The 16,513-nt window shown below is 69.4% G+C and carries 19 protein-coding genes; 6 read left to right on the top strand and 13 right to left on the bottom strand.

Going from position 1 to position 16,513, the window contains the following annotated elements:
* Positions 1-41: 41 nt before the first annotated feature.
* From ACIBTM_RS12745 to ACIBTM_RS12735, 3 genes are read right to left on the bottom strand one after another with little or no spacing between them, the layout of a single operon-like run.
* Entirely contained in the window at positions 42-1,034 is a 993-nt protein-coding gene (locus ACIBTM_RS12745; RefSeq protein ID WP_395876628.1) for an Acg family FMN-binding oxidoreductase, read from the bottom strand.
* On the bottom strand, positions 1,018-2,685 hold the full coding sequence (locus ACIBTM_RS12740) for a SulP family inorganic anion transporter (RefSeq protein ID WP_395876627.1): 1,668 nt from the start codon (positions 2,683-2,685) through the stop codon (positions 1,018-1,020). The genes ACIBTM_RS12745 and ACIBTM_RS12740 overlap by 17 nt, the downstream gene beginning before the upstream one ends.
* Positions 2,682-3,806, bottom strand: a complete 1,125-nt coding sequence (locus ACIBTM_RS12735; RefSeq protein WP_395876626.1) for a lycopene cyclase family protein — start codon at positions 3,804-3,806, stop codon at positions 2,682-2,684. The genes ACIBTM_RS12740 and ACIBTM_RS12735 overlap by 4 nt, the downstream gene beginning before the upstream one ends.
* A gap of 151 nt (positions 3,807-3,957) precedes the next feature.
* Here ACIBTM_RS12735 and ACIBTM_RS12730 point away from each other — a divergent pair, with 151 nt between their 5' ends.
* The 4 genes from ACIBTM_RS12730 (at position 3,958) to ACIBTM_RS12715 (ending at position 6,723) form a co-directional block, all read left to right on the top strand.
* A complete protein-coding gene (locus tag ACIBTM_RS12730) occupies positions 3,958-4,857 on the top strand; it encodes a universal stress protein (protein WP_395876625.1) in 900 nt (299 codons plus the stop codon).
* Positions 4,858-4,874: 17 nt separating this feature from the next.
* Positions 4,875-5,540 carry a CBS domain-containing protein gene (locus ACIBTM_RS12725; protein ID WP_395876624.1) on the top strand — a complete coding sequence of 222 codons (666 nt, stop codon included), beginning with the start codon at positions 4,875-4,877 and terminating at the stop codon, positions 5,538-5,540.
* Between the two features lie 137 nt (positions 5,541-5,677).
* Positions 5,678-6,097 carry a hypothetical protein gene (locus tag ACIBTM_RS12720; protein ID WP_395876623.1) on the top strand — a complete coding sequence of 140 codons (420 nt, stop codon included), beginning with the start codon at positions 5,678-5,680 and terminating at the stop codon, positions 6,095-6,097.
* A gap of 41 nt (positions 6,098-6,138) precedes the next feature.
* Positions 6,139-6,723 carry a hypothetical protein gene (locus tag ACIBTM_RS12715; protein ID WP_395876622.1) on the top strand — a complete coding sequence of 195 codons (585 nt, stop codon included), beginning with the start codon at positions 6,139-6,141 and terminating at the stop codon, positions 6,721-6,723.
* 110 nt (positions 6,724-6,833) lie between these two features.
* Here the strand turns inward: ACIBTM_RS12715 and ACIBTM_RS12710 are convergent, their stop codons facing one another.
* From ACIBTM_RS12710 to ACIBTM_RS12675, 8 genes are all read right to left on the bottom strand, one after another.
* Positions 6,834-9,230 (bottom strand): GNAT family N-acetyltransferase, encoded by a 2,397-nt coding sequence (locus tag ACIBTM_RS12710; RefSeq protein WP_395876621.1) that lies wholly within the window; start codon positions 9,228-9,230, stop codon positions 6,834-6,836.
* Positions 9,227-9,802, bottom strand: a complete 576-nt coding sequence (locus ACIBTM_RS12705; RefSeq protein WP_395876620.1) for a CBS domain-containing protein — start codon at positions 9,800-9,802, stop codon at positions 9,227-9,229. The genes ACIBTM_RS12710 and ACIBTM_RS12705 overlap by 4 nt, the downstream gene beginning before the upstream one ends.
* 25 nt (positions 9,803-9,827) lie before the next feature.
* Positions 9,828-10,205 (bottom strand): hypothetical protein, encoded by a 378-nt coding sequence (locus ACIBTM_RS12700; protein WP_395876619.1) that lies wholly within the window; start codon positions 10,203-10,205, stop codon positions 9,828-9,830.
* A gap of 9 nt (positions 10,206-10,214) precedes the next feature.
* Positions 10,215-10,814 carry a hypothetical protein gene (locus ACIBTM_RS12695; protein WP_395876618.1) on the bottom strand — a complete coding sequence of 200 codons (600 nt, stop codon included), beginning with the start codon at positions 10,812-10,814 and terminating at the stop codon, positions 10,215-10,217.
* Between the two features lie 25 nt (positions 10,815-10,839).
* On the bottom strand, positions 10,840-11,346 hold the full coding sequence (locus ACIBTM_RS12690; RefSeq protein ID WP_395876617.1) for a universal stress protein: 507 nt from the start codon (positions 11,344-11,346) through the stop codon (positions 10,840-10,842).
* Positions 11,343-12,134: a hypothetical protein gene (locus tag ACIBTM_RS12685; RefSeq protein WP_395876616.1), complete on the bottom strand. Its 792-nt coding sequence runs from the start codon at positions 12,132-12,134 to the stop codon at positions 11,343-11,345. The genes ACIBTM_RS12690 and ACIBTM_RS12685 overlap by 4 nt, the downstream gene beginning before the upstream one ends.
* Positions 12,131-13,099 carry an Acg family FMN-binding oxidoreductase gene (locus tag ACIBTM_RS12680; protein WP_395876796.1) on the bottom strand — a complete coding sequence of 323 codons (969 nt, stop codon included), beginning with the start codon at positions 13,097-13,099 and terminating at the stop codon, positions 12,131-12,133. Before ACIBTM_RS12680 ends, ACIBTM_RS12685 begins: the two co-directional genes overlap by 4 nt.
* Before the next feature lie 95 nt (positions 13,100-13,194).
* The gene (locus ACIBTM_RS12675) at positions 13,195-13,779 is read right to left on the bottom strand and encodes a hypothetical protein (protein WP_395876615.1); all 585 of its coding nucleotides are present in this window, start codon (positions 13,777-13,779) and stop codon (positions 13,195-13,197) included.
* 144 nt (positions 13,780-13,923) lie between these two features.
* Between ACIBTM_RS12675 and ACIBTM_RS12670 the strand changes: the two genes are divergently transcribed.
* Both ACIBTM_RS12670 and ACIBTM_RS12665 read left to right on the top strand, forming a co-directional pair.
* Positions 13,924-14,337, top strand: a complete 414-nt coding sequence (locus ACIBTM_RS12670) for an HPP family protein (protein WP_395876613.1) — start codon at positions 13,924-13,926, stop codon at positions 14,335-14,337.
* A complete protein-coding gene (locus ACIBTM_RS12665) occupies positions 14,334-14,810 on the top strand; it encodes a universal stress protein (protein ID WP_395876612.1) in 477 nt (158 codons plus the stop codon). The genes ACIBTM_RS12670 and ACIBTM_RS12665 overlap by 4 nt, the downstream gene beginning before the upstream one ends.
* A gap of 53 nt (positions 14,811-14,863) precedes the next feature.
* Here ACIBTM_RS12665 and ACIBTM_RS12660 read toward each other — a convergent pair whose 3' ends face one another.
* Together ACIBTM_RS12660 and ACIBTM_RS12655 are read right to left on the bottom strand one after the other, a co-directional pair.
* Positions 14,864-15,289, bottom strand: coding sequence for an OsmC family protein (locus tag ACIBTM_RS12660; RefSeq protein ID WP_395876611.1), 426 nt, complete (start codon positions 15,287-15,289; stop codon positions 14,864-14,866).
* A gap of 265 nt (positions 15,290-15,554) precedes the next feature.
* The gene (locus ACIBTM_RS12655; RefSeq protein ID WP_395876610.1) at positions 15,555-16,367 is read right to left on the bottom strand and encodes a hypothetical protein; all 813 of its coding nucleotides are present in this window, start codon (positions 16,365-16,367) and stop codon (positions 15,555-15,557) included.
* Positions 16,368-16,513 lie beyond the last annotated feature (146 nt).

The raw sequence follows: 16,513 nt of genomic DNA, 5'->3' as shown, positions 1-16,513 counted from the left end.
AGCGTTACATCACCGGCCTCGTCTGCCAAGTTACGCGGCCGTCATCGGGGGTGATCATCGTCCGTACGCCGCACCGCCTCACCTGGTCGGCGGCGCGCGGCGCGCCGAACCGGCCCGTCCGGATAGCCGAGCCGCATGAGGAACAGCGGCCGTCCCGGCAGCGTCAAGTCCTCGGTCATCCGTTCCCGGACCGATTCCTCGCGCAGGAGCTGCGTCAGCACCGACGCCACCAGCCCTCCGTCGACCGCGGCGAGCCACGATCGTTGCATCGCCATGCCGGCCCGGACATGGCGGGTCCGGTCGTCGTCTTCCGTGCAGAAGACGAGGGTGGTCTCCGCGGCCAGCCTGCGAGCGAGGGTACGCACGTCAGGGATCACACTGCTTCGCCGAACCAGCCCTGCCCACGGGATCCCCGCCTTGTCATAGCCAGGGCGGACCAGGCCGTCACCGACGCTGTCGGCCTTCCAACCGCCTGTCCATTCCTCAAGTTCTCGTTGCAGACCGTCGTGATTCTGAATCGTTTGGGAAGCCTGTTCGAGCAGGACCGCGAGGACGTTCTTGTCCCCGATGTCCAGGACCCGGCAGCCGACTCCGTGCGGCAGCCGCCCGATGACCGGTTCGAGTACCGACGAGACGACCGGGATCGCGGCGAACGGACGTCGGTGACTCCGTCTTCGTGAAATGGCCGCGTACGCGTGCAACTCGCGATCCGACGGTGGTTCACGACCGGCGGTCGTCACGACGGCGACCAGTGGCGCATGTCCCGGGAGGATGGCGACGTCGGTGGCCCAGCCGAGTACCCGCACGGCCAGCACGAGGTTCTCCAGGGCAGCTCCGCAGGAGATGAGGCGGTCGCGACCGGTCGGGTCGTGCTCCGGCAGGGAAAGATCGGTCCGTTCGCTCAGTTCCGCGCGCATACCGGGCAAGGCCAGCGACCACGGCTGGCTGTTGTGTACCGACGGCGCCCGGATGACCGCCCGCGCCAGCACCTCCACCTCGCTACCGGACCAGCTTCGCTCATCCCGGTTCGGCATGTACCTGCCTCCTCTGGCGAAACGCGTCGACCACGCTGGGCAGCGTCGGATACAGCGAGCCGGAACCGATGAGCCGGAGGAGACCGGCGGCCTCGAGGTCTTCGCGTAGCTCTTGTTTCACTCGCGCGAGCGCGAACGTGATCCCTCGGCGGCGCAGCTCCTCGCAGATCCCGCGCAACGCGTCGGCCGCCGTGATGTCGAGCTCGACGTTGGCTTCCGCGTTGAGGACGAACCACTCGACTCGTCCCCCGCCGTCCAGGGCGGCGAGGGCGCGCCGCCGGAAGTCGTCGGCGTTGGCGAAGCACAACGGCGCGTCGTACCGGTAGATCACCAGACCCGGTTCGGTCGTCGCGTCGGGGTAGTCGCCGACGTCGTGCATACCGGGTACGCCGGGCACGAAACCGAGCACCGCGCCATGCGGCCGCGCCAGCCGGCGCAGCAGGTCCAAAATGGACAAGCCGACGGCGGCCAGCACGCCGTACAGGACACCGAGTCCGACGACGGCGAGCGAGGCCGACACCGCCAGGACGAATTCACTGCGCCGGAACCGGGCGATGCGCCGGAATTCCCGGAGATCGATCAGCTTCAACGCCGCGTAGACGACGATCGCCGCCAGGGCCGCCTTGGGAAAGCCGGCCAGCAACGGTCCGGCGAAGAGGACCGTCAGCACGACCGTCACGAGCGCGGTGAGCGAATACAGCTGGGTCCGGGCCCCCATCGCCGACGCCAGCGCGGTCCGGCTGCCGCTCGAACTGACCGGGAACCCGTGCAGGAGTCCCGACGAGAGATTCGACGCGGCCAGCGCGCGCAGTTCGCGGTTGGAATCGACCTGCTCGCCGTGCCTGCCCGCGAAGGCCCGGGCCGTCAGGACGTTGTCGGAGAAGCCGACGAGCGCGATCCCCACCGCGGGCAGCAGCAGGCTCGCCAGATCGGCACCGCTCACGTCTGGGACACCTGGCACCGGCAGTGATTCCGGGACCGGCCCGATCACCCGGATCCCCCGCTCGGTGAGCGAGAAGCCGGTGACGACGGCGGCCGCCACAAGTATCGCGGCCAACGGTCCGGGGAAGCGCGGAAGCCACCGCTGAAACGCGAGCAGGCTCGCCAGGACGAAGCCGCCGAGAAGCAGGGTCGGCCAGTGCAGGTGCGTGACGTTCGCGAGGAACGAGCCGAATTCCGCGACCATCCCGTCCCCCGTGACGGGAACACCGGTCAGCTTGCCCAGCTGGCTCACGATCATCAGCACCGCGATCCCGGCCATGTAGCCGGTCAGTACCGGTTTCGACAGCAGATCCGCCAGTACACCGAGCCGGGCCAGAGCACCCAGCAGGCACAATCCCCCGACCAAGAGCGCGAGCAAGGCCGCGAGCGCTCCGTAGCGGACAGGATCTCCCGCGGCGAGCGGGCCGAGCGCGACGGCCGTCATCAAGGCGGTCGTCGACTCCGGTCCGACCGAAAGCAGCTTCGACGATCCCAGTACCGCGTAAACCGCCAAGGGCCCGATCACCGCCCACAAGCCGGCTTCCGCGGGCAGGCCCGCGACTTCCGCGTATGCCATCACCTGCGGCACCAGATACGCGGCGACCGTCACCCCCGCCAGCAGGTCACCTCGCAGCCAGGAACGCCGATAGCGCGTGAAAGAGAACTTCATCGATGCCTCCGCCTCACCGCCGAGTACAACGAAGGCGGCAAACGCGCGAACAGCTTTCCCTCCTGCGGAAGGGAACTGTCCTCGTCGAGGAAGCGCAGTACCGGCTCGGCCGAAGACCGGTCGAACAGCGCCGCGAAGACCCGTTCGAGCTGAGCCGGGTCTCCGGCCACGACGTCGAGGAGGGTGGCGTCGAACAACAGATGCCGCGGCTTGGGCTTCGGCAGGTCGAAAGGATGACCGTGGGCCGCCAAGGACCGCGCGATCGCCGCGCTGTCGGCCTGGATGCGCCGAAAGGCGTATCCGGTCGACGCCTTGACGAGCCCGGCCTTGGATCCGATCGCGAGGATCGAGCCGCGCCTGCGGTCGACGGCCGAAGCGGAGAGCGGCAGGGAAGCCGATTCCTCACGGGTGACCGAGTACTCCCGCACGCCGAGAGTACTCGCGAGGTATTCGCGCAAAGCGCTTCGCTGCTCCTTGGGACGCGCCACACCCCGTGAGTGCGGCGGCGCGAAGGACGTGTGCTCGACCAAGGCTTCTTGCGGGCCACGCGGCAAGACGTAGACGAAGCTGGCGGCGCGCTCCTGGGACGTCCGGAAGTCGAAGAAGGTGGGCACGGCGGAGTCGAACGCCGGTTCGGCCGTGCGCACATGCCAGCCGCGGAAGATCAGCCAGCCGTCCACTCGGGATGGGCCGGGACGGAAGACGCTGTCGAACACCCAGTCGGCACGCAGGGATTCGCCGTCCACCACGACTTCCGCACCCTGGCCCGCCTGCCGGATCTCGGTGACCCGCCCACTGCGGAAGCGGACCCCACCGCGTCTTTCCGCGGCCTTGCCGACCGCCGCCGCCAGGTCGTCTCCGCGGACGAAGCGGTACCTGTACCGGCCGAGCCCGACGATCCGGCTGCGCCCGGCCGCGTGCACGTGGAACCGATCGAAGGTGCGCGACACCGCCTCGTCGAGAAGTCCCGGCTCGGCGGACCAGAACGCCCAGCCCGCCGTCGCCAGTGGCCGGCGGCCGTCATCGACGACGACGATCGGCCCCCGGGGCTCGGGTCGTGCCACCAGGTGCGCCACCAGGCTGAGGCCGCTGAGTCCTCCGCCGGCGATGAGGATCGTCATCGATCGAGTGAACGGCTTCGCGTGTCCGCGTACCAGTGACCAGAGGCGCATCCGAGGTCCCGGGTATCCGGGACCAACGGCACCGGACCACCCGCGTACTCCGGCTTAGTTTTGGCCGCGTAGGGCCGTACGCGAACGGAAAGAGCCGATGATGAAGCAGTCCCTCCGGCTGACGGGGCCGATCGTGGTCGGCGCCGACGGATCCGCCGGTGCCCGTGCCGCCGCCTCCTGGGGCGTACAGGCGGCCGACCGGCACGAGACCTCCCTCGAACTGTGGCACGCGCTGGGGCTGCCGGACTACTACTTCGGCAGCGTTCCCCCGTCCGACGAGCTCCTGCGCAAGGTCAAGAACCGCGGGGAAGCGATCCTTCGTGAAGCGGCGGACACCGTGGAATACCCGCACGGCCCGGTCGTCCGGACCCATCTCGCCGACGACTCCGTGGCCCCCGCGTTGATCAAGGCTTCCGGTACCGCGCGGCTGATCGTCCTCGGTTCCACCGAGCACACCCGCTTCACCGCACTGTTCGGTGGATCGGTGACGACCTCGCTCGCCGGGCATTCGCACTGTCCCGTCGTGTCGGTACGAGGCCGCGGCTGGGACCTGCCCTCCGCCGCGAAACTCCCCGTCGTGGTCGGCGTCGACGGAAGCCCCGCGGCCAGGCTCGCGATCGCCGCGGCATTCGACGAGGCCTGTGTCCGGGGAGCGGACCTGGTCGCGGTACACGCCTGGGAAGATGTCTCGGCTTCCCGTTCCTTCGGTGACCCCGCGGGCAACTACGGCTGGGGAGCCTTCACCGAGTCGGCTCGGCGGATGGTCGCCCAGCAGGTGTCCACGTTCCGGGAAAGCTATCCCGACGTCGAGGTGCACCAGGTCGTCGTGCACGACGAACCCCGCCAGGAACTGCTGCGCTGGAGCGTCAAGGCGCAACTGATCGTGGTCGGCAGCCGGGGCCGCGGCGGGTTCCGCGGTCTCCTGCTCGGCTCGACCGGGCAGAGCCTGATCCATCACGCCGCCTGCCCGGTGCTGATCTCCCGCACCGCGGGTTCCTGACAACGAAGGAGCGATCCATGTGCACCACCGTTTCCGAAGTCATGACCACCGATCCGATCGCGGTCACGCCGGGCACCGGGTACAAGCAGATCGCCGCTTTGATGGCGACGCGGCGGATCAGTGCGGTGCCCGTCGTCGACGGCGCCGGGGCGCCCATCGGGGTGGTCTCCGAGGCCGATCTTCTGGCTCGGCTTCGCGGGACCCGGCATACCTTGCTCGCCGGTCACCACGCCAGGGACGAGTCGCGCAAAGCGAAGGCGTTGCTCGCCAAGGACCTGATGACCGCGCCCGTCGTGACGATCGAAGCAGGCGCCTCACTGGCCGCCGCGGCCATCAGGCTGGCCAAGGAGGACGTGCGACGGCTGTTCGTCGTCGAGGACGCGAAACTCGTCGGTGTCGTGTCACGCCGCGATCTGCTGTCCACGTTCCGGCGCCCCGACGAGGACATCCGTGACGAGATCGAAAACGACATCCTCGCCGGCGCCCTTCGGGTGACACCCGGGCAGGCGTCCGTCACCGTCGCCGACGGTGTGGTGACGCTTCTCGGCAGGCTCGACAACCGCGGCGCCGTCGAACGCGCGGGCGCCCTCGCGGGTGAAGTCGCCGGCGTGGTCGACGTCCGGAACCGGCTCGACTTCGTCTGGGACGACGACGTCATCCGGCCCGCCTCCCTCGGCATCTGAGCCGCGGGACTTTCGCGGAGGCGCTCGGGCCGAAGGGCCGCTCAGCCCGGGGCGTCCGCCTCTCTTGAATCTCCGGCGAGCCGCGCACCATGGGAACACAGGTCAGCGATCCGCGGATCGAAAGCGAGGTCCCTCCCATGTCGGCCACGAATCACCAGCGGCTGGAAATCCTCGCTCGTTACGCGGATCTGAAGGATCGGCGGCTCGCGCTCACCCTGTCGCAAGAGGATCGCGACGAGGAGGACGACCGCGATCCCCTGGAGCGGATCACCTGCCGGACTCACCGTCGCTGGCTGCACCAATGCGTGTCGTCACCGCTGCACGTCATCGTCGTGACCGGGCACCGCTGGTGCCGCTCCTGCTCGCTCGCGCTCTCCGTCGCGATCGACGAACTGGCCGGAGACGTCACCTTCTCCTGCCCTGGCTGTGGGCGGGCGGCGCCGACCCGCGCGACCCGGCAGTTGATTCGCGCATGCCGCGCGAGTCTCGCCGCGGCGCATGACGATGGCCTCGTCTACCCGGGCCTTTCGACCCCAGAGCCACGTGCCGCGTCGTAACAGAATCGACTCGACCCGAAAGCCGTAACGAGGAGGATTTCATGGCCACCACCGAAAGCGGGCACCGGCACAGCGTTCCCGTCGAGTATCAGGAAGTCCACGATGGACGGTCGGCGGGCGCCAAGAGCCTCGCCGTACTCCGTGTCGCCACCGGCCTGCTGTTCCTGTGGGCGTTCGCCGACAAGACCTTCGGTCTCGGTTATGCCACCGCTTCCGGTAACGCCTGGATCAACGGCGGCTCGCCGACGAAGGGCTTCCTGAGCCGCGTCGACGTCGGCCCGTTCGCCGAAACAATGCGTTCCTGGGGTGGCACCTGGTGGGCGGACTGGTTGTTCATGGTGGGCCTGCTCGGAATCGGTCTCGCCGTGACCCTTGGTGTGGGAATGCGGCTATCCGCCATCACCGGCTCCGTGATGATGCTGCTGATGTGGGTGGCCGAATGGCCGCCCGCCAGGACGAACGGCGCGGGCGAACCGACCATGTCGACCAACCCGATCATCGACTATCACCTGATCTACGCCCTCGTGCTCATCGCGCTCGCCGCGGCCGCCGCCGGAAACACGTGGGGGCTCGGAGAGCGCTGGACGCGACTGTCCTTCGTGGACCGGAACCCCTGGCTCCGGTGAGCGAACCCGCATGCCCCATGCCAAGTACATGAAGGCCCCCTTCCTTGCGCCTGGCGCAAGGAAGGGGGCCTTCATGTACCTCAAGCTTCAGGCGCCCAACCCTCGGTGACTCACAGCCGTCGAAGGTAGTGATCGGTCCACGGCCGTTGCCGGACGAGCACCCGGACAGCGCCCGCGTCGGCTCCTTCGGCCGACACGAGGACCGGGTCGAGTTCGATGTCGACGACCTCCGGCACCAGCTCCATGATCCGGTCCGTTCGCAGAAGCAGCTCCGAAAGCGCGGATCGGTCGAGCGGGCTCTTCCCGCCGAACAACGCCTTGCCGGCGCGCAGGCCGTCGATGAGCGCATCGGCGCCCCTGGTGCCGAGCGGTCCCAGGCCGGTGGACCTGTCGTCGAGCAAGGCACCGTCGATACCGCCGAGTCCCAGCACCACCACCGGACCGAACACTTCGTCGGACTGGCCACGCACCAGCAACTCGCGATCGCCGAATCGGCGCCGGGTCACCCGGATCCCGAAACAGGCGAGCAGGTCCTCGCCGTCCTTGCGAGCCAGCCATCCGCCGCCCGGATGCGCCGAGAGGTAGTCCCCCACCAGACGAGTCGCCGCCGCGAGGTCGATACCGGGGAGATCCGGTCTCACTCCGTCCTCGGCTTTGAGCCACTTGGCTCGTTCAGCGGATTTCGCCATGACGGCCGCCGCCTGCTCGACATCGGCATAGCAGGGAATCCCGCCGTGCGGGCTGACGGACTCCAGCTGCCCGAGGCGTACGGCGAGCACGGTCTTGTCTCCTGGTCGCCCGGCCAGGCCGGCCAGCGGGTCGCCGACACCAGTGGGCACGCCGACGGCGATCACCGCGTCCACGCCTTCGTCGGCCAGGACCGCATCGACGCACGAGGCGAACGTTCCGGCCGTGACCGCGGCACTGGTGTCGAGCGGATTGCCCACGCTCGCATGCTCCGGCAACAGCCGCCGAAGCGCGGCCTGGGTCTCGTCGCCCAGTTCGGGCAGGGTCAAGCCGTTGCGAACGCAGGCCTCCGCCCCCAGAACCGCGGCACCGCCGGCGTTGCTCACGACGGCCACCCGGGAGCCCGAGGGCAGTGGTTGCCACGACAGCGCGGCGAGCAGGCCGAGGACCTCGGTCACCGTGTCGACGACGAGGACACCCGCTTGCCCGAACAACGCGAGTTTGGTCGCCGGCGGGACCGCTCGAGCGGCCGTATGCGCGGCAGCGGCGCGCTGTGCCGCCGCGGCGGAGGCCCCGCGAATGGCGACGACCGGCTTTCTCCTGGCGAGCGCCCTCGCGAGCCTGCTGAACTTCCGCGGATTGCCGAAGGACTCCAGATACAGCACGGCGATGTCGGTTTCGCCGTCGTCACGCCACCACCTCAGGAGATCGTTGCCGCTCACGTCGTACTTGTCCCCCGCGGACACCAAAGTGGACAGACCGAGCTCCAGTTCGGACAGCGCGTCCATCAGGGCGATCCCGAAACCGCCGGACTGGGTCACGACCCCGATCCGGCCCCGCCGGGCGACACGGTGCGCGAACGTCGTGTCGAGCCGGATCGCGGGCGAGGTGTTGACCACGCCGAAACAATTGGGGCCGACCAGCCGCATCCCATACCTGGCGGCGAGTTCGCGGACAGGGTACTCCAGCGGCGTGCCGGTCAGCCCCGCCGTGACGAGCACGATCGATCGCACACCCGCCCGTCCGCACTCTTCGACGACGCCGGGAACGGACTCCGCGGGAACACAGATCACCGCCAGCTCGACCGCGTCGTCCAAAGAGGACACCGACGCCGCACAAGGGACGCCGAGGATCTCCGTGGCGTTCGGGTTCACCGCCCGCGCGACACCGGTGAAGCCGGCGGCGAGGAGGTTCCGCAAGATCGCCCTGCCCACCGAGTCTTCGCGCCTGCCCGCTCCCACGACGGCCACCGAGGCCGGGGCCAGCACCGTGCGGAGACTCGCCACGTCGGCGAGCCGTTCCCGTTCCTCGATCCGTTCGAGATACCTGTCCGGCTCGCCGAGTTCGATCTCGACGTTGAGCTCCGGCCCGCCTTTTTCGATGGCGTAAGGAAGCCCGAGGTCGGAGAACACCTTGATCATCCGGGTGTTCTCCGCGAGCACCAGTGCGACGAAGCGGTGGATCCCCTGAGCCAAGGCCAAGGACACGAGATGTTCGAGCAGCAGAGTGCCGACTCCGTGTGCCTGGACGGCGCGGTCGACGACCAGGGCGACTTCGGCCGCGTCGTCCTCGGCCCATGGGCGGTAGTGCGCGACGCCGATGAGTGCTTCCCCCCGGAAGGCTCCGATCCCCGGGCCGTCGATCGCCATCCGGCTCAGCAGGTCCAGCCTCCCCGGATGCGCGGTGAAGAAGCGCAGGTAGCGGGCACGCTCGTCAAGCCGCTGATGCAGGTTCAGGACGGAGTCGAAGTCCTCCGCACGCAAGCGGCGGACGGTGATCATGTCGCCGTCCGCCAGCAAGGCACTCGTCCCGGCCGTCATGTCGCCGCCGGATTCCGGGTGGCCAGTACGACCGCGATCACGCCCGGAACCGTCCGGGCGAGCGCGTCGAGCACCCTCCGTTCGGCTTCGTCCCGGAACTCGCCGGCGATGTTCACATAGCCGCCATCGACCTCGACGGTCCACTTCGGACGGTGTCCGGCGTAGTCGCTGATCAGGCTGTGCACCTGCGCGGCGATCGCGTCGTCGGGCCGGACGAGCGGGCGCAGCAGATCACGCCTGCTGACCACACCGACCAGGACCCCCTCCTCGACGACCGGCAGGCAGCGCAGCCGGTCGGCCAGCATCCGCCTGCCGATCTCCGCGACCTTGGTGGACGGCGAGATCACCTCGACCGGCGTGGACATCAGCGCGCCGACCGTGATCCCGTCACCGCCCGCCCGGATTCCCCGCAACGCGTCGAATTCGGTGAACGTCCCCAGCACCCTGCCTTCGTGGTCGACGACCGGAAGGCCGGCGAATCCCTTCTCGGTCAACACGGCCACCGCCTCTCGAAGGGGTGTCGCGGGTGTGGTCGCCACCGCCGGACTGGTCATGATCTCCGAAGCACGCATCGGATCCTCCTTGTGTCGTTCTCGGTCAAGCGCGTGTGCGCAGGAAACCCCTGCACGCCTCGAAGAGGTCTTTCGGCGGACAGGCCGTGACACGGTGTTCGAGACCGGGTGGAACGACGGGACCATCCGTGTCCTCCGTCGTGGTCATCACGACCGGGACCCTCGCCCGGAGTGCGCACACCACACCGAATTCGCGCGCGGTCAGCCCAGGCTCGGCGCCCCGGACGTCGACGGCGAGATCCGGGGCGTCCGCCTCGTCCAGCGGACAGGTCCCGCCAGGTGAGAGAGCCCGGCACAGTCCCGCCCGGACATGGCACGGACTGACCCGGCACCCCAGGTTCCGCAACGTGGCGGCGACCTCGCGGGATTCGTCGAAGGTGGCCTCTGTCAGCAGGATCCTCATCGCTCCTCCTCAGGCCGCCGGCCGGTCCTGGGCCACCCGCCGCCATTCCCGCGCCCACTCGGCGGCGCGGCAGCGGCCGAGCGCTGCCCGGCAGGCCAGAAAGATCGCTGTGACCAGGGTGATCCAGCCCAGCCACAACCCCGCGCCGACGCCGATGCCTTGGCTCAGGGCGTCGTCGGCGGTGACCGGTGCCTCGGTGGGATGCCCGCTCGCGTCGAGCCAGATCCGCACCTCGTTCCCGGTCACCATCCCGGCGTCGACGGTCACCCTGCCTTCCCGGATCACTCCGCCGGGCGCCGTCCAGCGGGCGACGACGTCGACCTTCTCGTCCAGTGGCACACCGTCCAGGCGCACGTGTGCGGGCGGCGCGTCGGCGAGCAGCACGGCGGTCGTCTCCTGACGGCTCGCCGCCTGTTCCGCCGCACGCCCCCGACCTTCGGCGTAAGCCCCGGAACCCGCGGCGGCGGCGAACGGGACGGCCAGCAGGGCCAGCAGGACGGCGACGAGCACCAGCGCGGCTTCGAGCCGGTCCGACCACCGGATGAGCGGATTCCGCTGGAAACAAAGGAGCCGCGTGCTCGCGGTGACGATTCCGGTCCGCGCGTTCATGGCTTTCTCCTGTGTCCGGTTTCGCTCAGAGGATCGGACCGGGCTCGTACGCCACGGAGTTCAGCAGCCGGCCGAGCCTGCCCTCCGGAGCCGAAGCGGGCGGCGGGATCACCACCACCGGGCAGGTCGCGTGCCGCAGCGCCGTCTTGCACACCGAGCCGACCAGCAGTTCACGGATCTTGCCGGTGCCGTGGCTGCCCAGCACGAGCAGCGCGGCGCCCTTCGAACGCTCGACCAGCGTTTCGCCGGGATCCCCCTGGGGGACGTCGTAGGTGATGTCGAGCCCTTCGTGGGCGTCGAGGATCTTGGCGGTCGCGGCTTCCAGCGCCTTCAGGTGGACGTCCCTCGCTTCCGCCACGGTCCGGTCGGCTGACACGTCGTCGAGCATCGAGTCGTGGACCCATACGGTGACCACCTGCAAGGCGGCGCCTTGCCTGAGCGCCTGGTCGGCCGCCCAGCGCACCGCCGCGGCGGAACCCGCCGAACCGTCCATGCCGACAACGATCCGGTTCTCCGTCGCACTGTCCGTCATGGCGTTCTTCCCTTCTGTGCCGGTGTTCTCCTGGGTTGTTCGACCACGACCACCGCCTGCGGGAACCCGCGCGCGCCGTCGGTGCCGGCGAGCGTCCCGCGGACCACCGGGGTGTCGAATGGTTCGGTGAACGCGGTACCCGTCAAGCCGTGTTCGGTGGACGCGAGCAGCAAGCGCTGTGCGATCACTCCCGCGTGGACGAGCAGTCCGCGCGTTTCCGCCGCGGTGGAGACCAGGAACGCGATCCAAGAGTCGTCCCGGCCCACGTTCCTGGCGATCCGGCCACCTACCTTGGGCAGGTCACGGACGTGCGACGGCGTGAGCACCCGGATCCCGATGCCGTCGCCCTCGTTCGCCCCGGCGACCTCTCGCCCCCAAGTCGTCACCGAGGCCGGGACCGGCTTGGTCCGCCGGCCGGACAGGGCGGCGAAACGCGCGAAGTCGACCGCGACCGGGCGGATCCGACGCCGGGCTTCGAGCCTGGCGACCCGGTCCATGGCGAGGACGTCGCAAGTCAGATCAGGCAGCGGCGCCCAGCCCAGCATCCGCATCGCGCATTCGAGATTCGCCAGTACCGCGCCGCAGACGATCAGCCGCGCCCGCCCGCCCCGGTCCCGCGCCCCATGCTTGTTCGCGAGACGTTCGTACAAGTCGAGCGAGTCCGCGCGGACCGACAGCGTCCAGACATCGTCGATCCATCGCTTCGGTGCCTGCCGCGCCGCCGCCACGAGGATCCGTTTCTCCTCGGTCGACCAGACATGCGCGGTTCCGGTAAGGGAAGTCGTCATGACCGCTCGGTCTCCTGTCTGTCGCGGGCGACCGCTTCGATCGGGCGGCGTGGCGTCGTCACGCCCGGACTGCCGTAACCGAGCCTGAAGACGGTCTGGGGATGCCCGGCGTCGCCGAGCAGGGCACGCAGTTCGGCGCGTACGGCGGCGATCTCGACCGGCTGGGAGTAGAACGAAGCGCTCAATCCGGCGTCCGTCGCGGTGAGCAGGACCCGCTGCATCGCGCAGCCCGCGCGCACCTGGGAGACCGCCGCGTCGTTCGGCGTGGTCAGCACCGCGACCAGCGGGTCCTGCTCGAAGACGCGGGGAGCACCACTCTCGTTGACGTACCTACCCGGAAGCAGCCCACCTGCCGAACGAGGCCCGCCCGAGGAGGCGGGAACTCCGTCGTCCTCGGCGGTGTGCCGGGTCCATGCCCGGAGTTCCCGTTGGAAAGCCGCGTCGAGGCCCTGGAGATGGTCAGCGCGACGGACGAGCCCGGCGGTCGCCTCGAGCAGACCGGCTTCGTCGAGCAGGACCAGACGAGCTCCCTCCTCGCGGGCCGCCTCACGTACCGCGGTCCGCACCCGGAGTGGCACCGGGTCGTCCGTGAACGGGCGGCGGTTGCTGTAGCGCCGGGGAATCGCGGCGGCGAGACGGCGTTCGGTGGCGGTGGGACGGTGCCGGGGGCCGAGCGTCACCCGCGCCAGCAAGGCCGGCTTGTCCCGTTCGGGCGCGAACTCGACTTCGCTGATCCGGCCGGCCGCGGCGATGGCGAGCCGCAGATTCAGAATCGCCGCGCCACAGGCAAGCCGCGCCTCACGCGCTTCGGCGTCACAGGCACCGAGCACACGGCTCTCGTCGAGAAGGACGTCGATCGTGTCCGGTGTCAGTTCGAAGAGCCACGGCTGAGTGTTGTGCGGCGACGGCGCGCGGACCGCGGCGCGCAGCGCGTCGGCGAAGACCGGAGAACGAGTGAGGACCATCGGGCCGTACCTGCCTTTCGACGACTTCAGCGTCTCGCGCGACGGGACGGCACGGCAGTGGCCGTGGGCCCGGCGTGACGGGACCTTCGGCACCGCTATCGGGGCGCGAACTCCCGCCATTCCTCCTGCCACCGCGCCCAGCGAACCCTGTCGAGCAGGATCCGGCCGCAGCGATAACCGGCGAGCACGACCACGATGAAAGCCAGCCAGAGGCCCGCTCCCGTCCCGATACCGAGGATCCGGGCGTCGGCAACGGTGAACGGCGCGGCGACCGGGCTCCCGGACTCGTCGAGCCACACCGGCACCTTCGCGCCGGCCCGGATCCCCCGCGTCGCCTCGACCTCGCCGACCCGGCGGTCTCCTTCCCGGGTGACCCAGGTGGCCTCGGCAGGCGCGGTGTCGTGGACGACACCCGACCGGCCCGCGATGGCGATGGGCGCGCCGTCTTCGAGAAGGGTCGCCTCCGTGCGATATCTGGTGGCCTGCTCGGCAACGGCCTGTTCCGCGCGGGCCGCGAAGACACCGGAAGCCACCGCCGCGGCGACCGGAAGCGCGAGAACCACCAGGACGATCGCCACGATCACCACGAACGCCTCGATGCGATCCTCGCGGCGAGCGAGCGGGTTCCGCCCGGGATGGACCGTGTGCCAGGCTCGCGACCAGCGAGACGACGTGTTCATGACCTGGACCTCCGCTGCGGCTCGCCGGGAACTTGTCGTCGCCAGCGTCACGCGGCGACGCCACCCGGGAAGAGAGGCGACGGTCCCGGCCCGGCGGGACCTCCAGCCGTATTCCGGGCCGCTCGCCGGATCGACACTGGCTTCATGCGAGTACGTGATGTCATGACCACCCCGGTCGTCGCGGTGACCCCCGCGGCCACCATCGGCGAGGCGATCGCCGTGCTGACCGGCAAGGGAATCACCTCGCTGCCGGTCGTCGGCGACACCGGCGAACTACTCGGCCTGCTGGTCGAGGAAGACCTTCTCCGAGCGCGTTTTCTCGCCGACAGCGACCCGGACGGCGGGGTCATGCTCAGCGGTCACACCAAAGTGAGCGCGCTGATGCGGCGACCGGTGGCCGGCGCCCATCCCGACAGCGACCTGACCGACCTGACGGCGAAGATGCTGGATCGCGGGCTCCGGTCCGTCCCGGTCCTCGAACACGGTCGCGTGATCGGCGTCATCACCTGGCAGGACCTTCTCCGTGCCGGGCCTTCCGCGCAAAGGAAACGACCATGAACAGCAATCCCGGCAACACCCGCCATCTTCTCGTCGGCGCCGACGGCTCGGCCGAGAGCGAGCACGCGATCCGATGGGCCATCACCGAAGCCGCCGTGACCGGCGACGACGTCGAGGTCCTCATGGTCCTGCCGCGGGAAGAGCTTCTTCCCGGTACGTCGTTCGCACTCCAGCCGCACGGCAGGGTTCCGGTACGGAAGAACTATTCGCTCGAAGACGCGGTCGCCCGGATCCAGGATGAGCTTGCCGCGGGAGTCGAGGTGAAAACCTCGCTACGACAAGGAAATCCGACGTCGGAACTGCTCGCGGCGGCGAGCGGCGCGGACATGCTCGTGCTGGGTACCGGAACGAAGAGCGCGGCCGGCAGGCTTGTCTTCGGCAGCGTCGCGATGGCCTGTGTCAGGCACGCGACGTGTCCTGTCGTCCTGGTGTCGACGCAGGCGGTTCACCGTTTCAGCCCGACGGCTTCGTGACCCACGGTTCCACCCCGACCGTGCGCGAGCACGGCCCGGGGTGTACGTGGGGGTCAGGCGAACTCGGCCGACAGGGTGATGGTGGTCCCGGCGAGTGCCTGGCTGACCGGGCAGTTCTTCTTGGCGTCCTCGGCCGCGGCGGTGAAGCCCGCCTCGTCCAGGCCGGGCACCTCGCCGCGCACCCACAGGTGGATGCCGGTGATGCCTTCGCCGGGCTGGAAGGTCACGTCGGCTTTGGTCTCCAGCCGGGTGGGCGGCGTGCCCGCGCCGGTGAGGCCGTGCGAGAGAGCCATGGAGAAGCAGCTGGAGTGCGCCGCCGCGATGAGCTCCTCGGGGCTGGTCTTGCCGTTGGCCTGCTCGGCGCGGGACGGCCAGGACACAGGTTGGCTGCCGATGCCCGAGGAGTCGAAGGTGACGGTCCCCGATCCGGTGCTCAGGTCGCCTTCCCAGACGGTGTGCGCGGTGCGGGTGGTGGCCATGTGCTGCCTCTTCCCTTCATCGATTTCGCCGCTGCTGATCACGTCCCATCCAACCGGCGGCTACCGCAGGCGACAAGATCGCGACCGTGTGACATCGGGGCGCGACGGCCGGCCTGGCGCGATGATCCCGCGTCCGTCGAGGTGGTGGTCGAAGACTTCGACGAGGCGCGCGTGTGCGGGCAAGGTCGCTGGTACCCCGCAGGTCAGGATGGGCCTACGGGGCATGCGACAGCCTGTCTGTCCGGGTGGGACGTTCCGTCTGTGGCTAGAAGTCGATGTCGAGGTTGAAGTCGAGGTCCCGCAGGGCGTTGAGATCGAGGTTGGGATCGATCTCGTCGCCGAGGCCGAGCGCGTTGACCAGGCTGGTGTTGACCTTGTTCCCGAGCGCCAGGTCGACATCCGCGTCGAGGTCGGCATCGACGTCGACGTCCTCGTCGATATCCAGGGGCGTGCCAAGAGCGGTGCCGATGGCGGACAGGACGTCGGCACCGAGCCGGATTCCCCGCTCGGCGAGTTTGAGCGTGAGGATGGTGGTGCCCTCCAACTTGATGGCCTCGGCGTGGCGCGGCTCGTTCACCGTGCCGAGGCGGACGCCTGCCTTGGCACCGACCTTGGCGGTGACGACGCCGGTGGTGATGCCGACAACCACGTTGGAGATCACGATCTTCTTGCCGCCCTTGGACAGCTGGATACCGCCCACGAGCAACACTTTCCCGCCGGTGACCTTGCGGGGGTAGACGATCTTGCTGCCCTTGCCGACCTTCAATGCGATGCCGTCCTCGTCCTTGACCGCGCCGCCGACACCGCTGACAGCGATGCCTTTGCCCTCGAGGTCGAGTGCCGCGTTGAGATCAACGGTCAGCCCCGCGCCGATGAGCGGGGACTCACCCTGGACCGCGGCGTCGACACGTGCCGGGGCGGCGTCGGCGGCGGGTAACGGACCGGCGAGCGCGGCGAGGACGACACCCGCCGCGGCCAGCGCGACAGCGCGGACACGACCGCGCATTCCTTGCCCGATCCCGTGAAAGGTCTCCGGTTTCGCCGTCGTGGTGACGGTCGGCTTGCCCCTCTGAAGCATGTGGATCCTCTCCCTGTGCTGGGTGGCCGGTAGCCGGCGCTACGTGCGGTTCCACCCTGCTGCAGCACCGGGCCCGAGAGGATCACCCGAACGCGGAAGAGATCATCACGTTCGAGTGGTCACCCGCCGCGCACCAGCCAGGCGAA

This window comes from Amycolatopsis sp. NPDC049868 (genome assembly GCF_044461365.1).
Lineage (GTDB): Bacteria > Actinomycetota > Actinomycetes > Mycobacteriales > Pseudonocardiaceae > Amycolatopsis.
The sequence above is the reverse complement of the archived record's forward strand: the minus strand, read 5'-3'. Positions and strand labels throughout refer to the sequence as shown.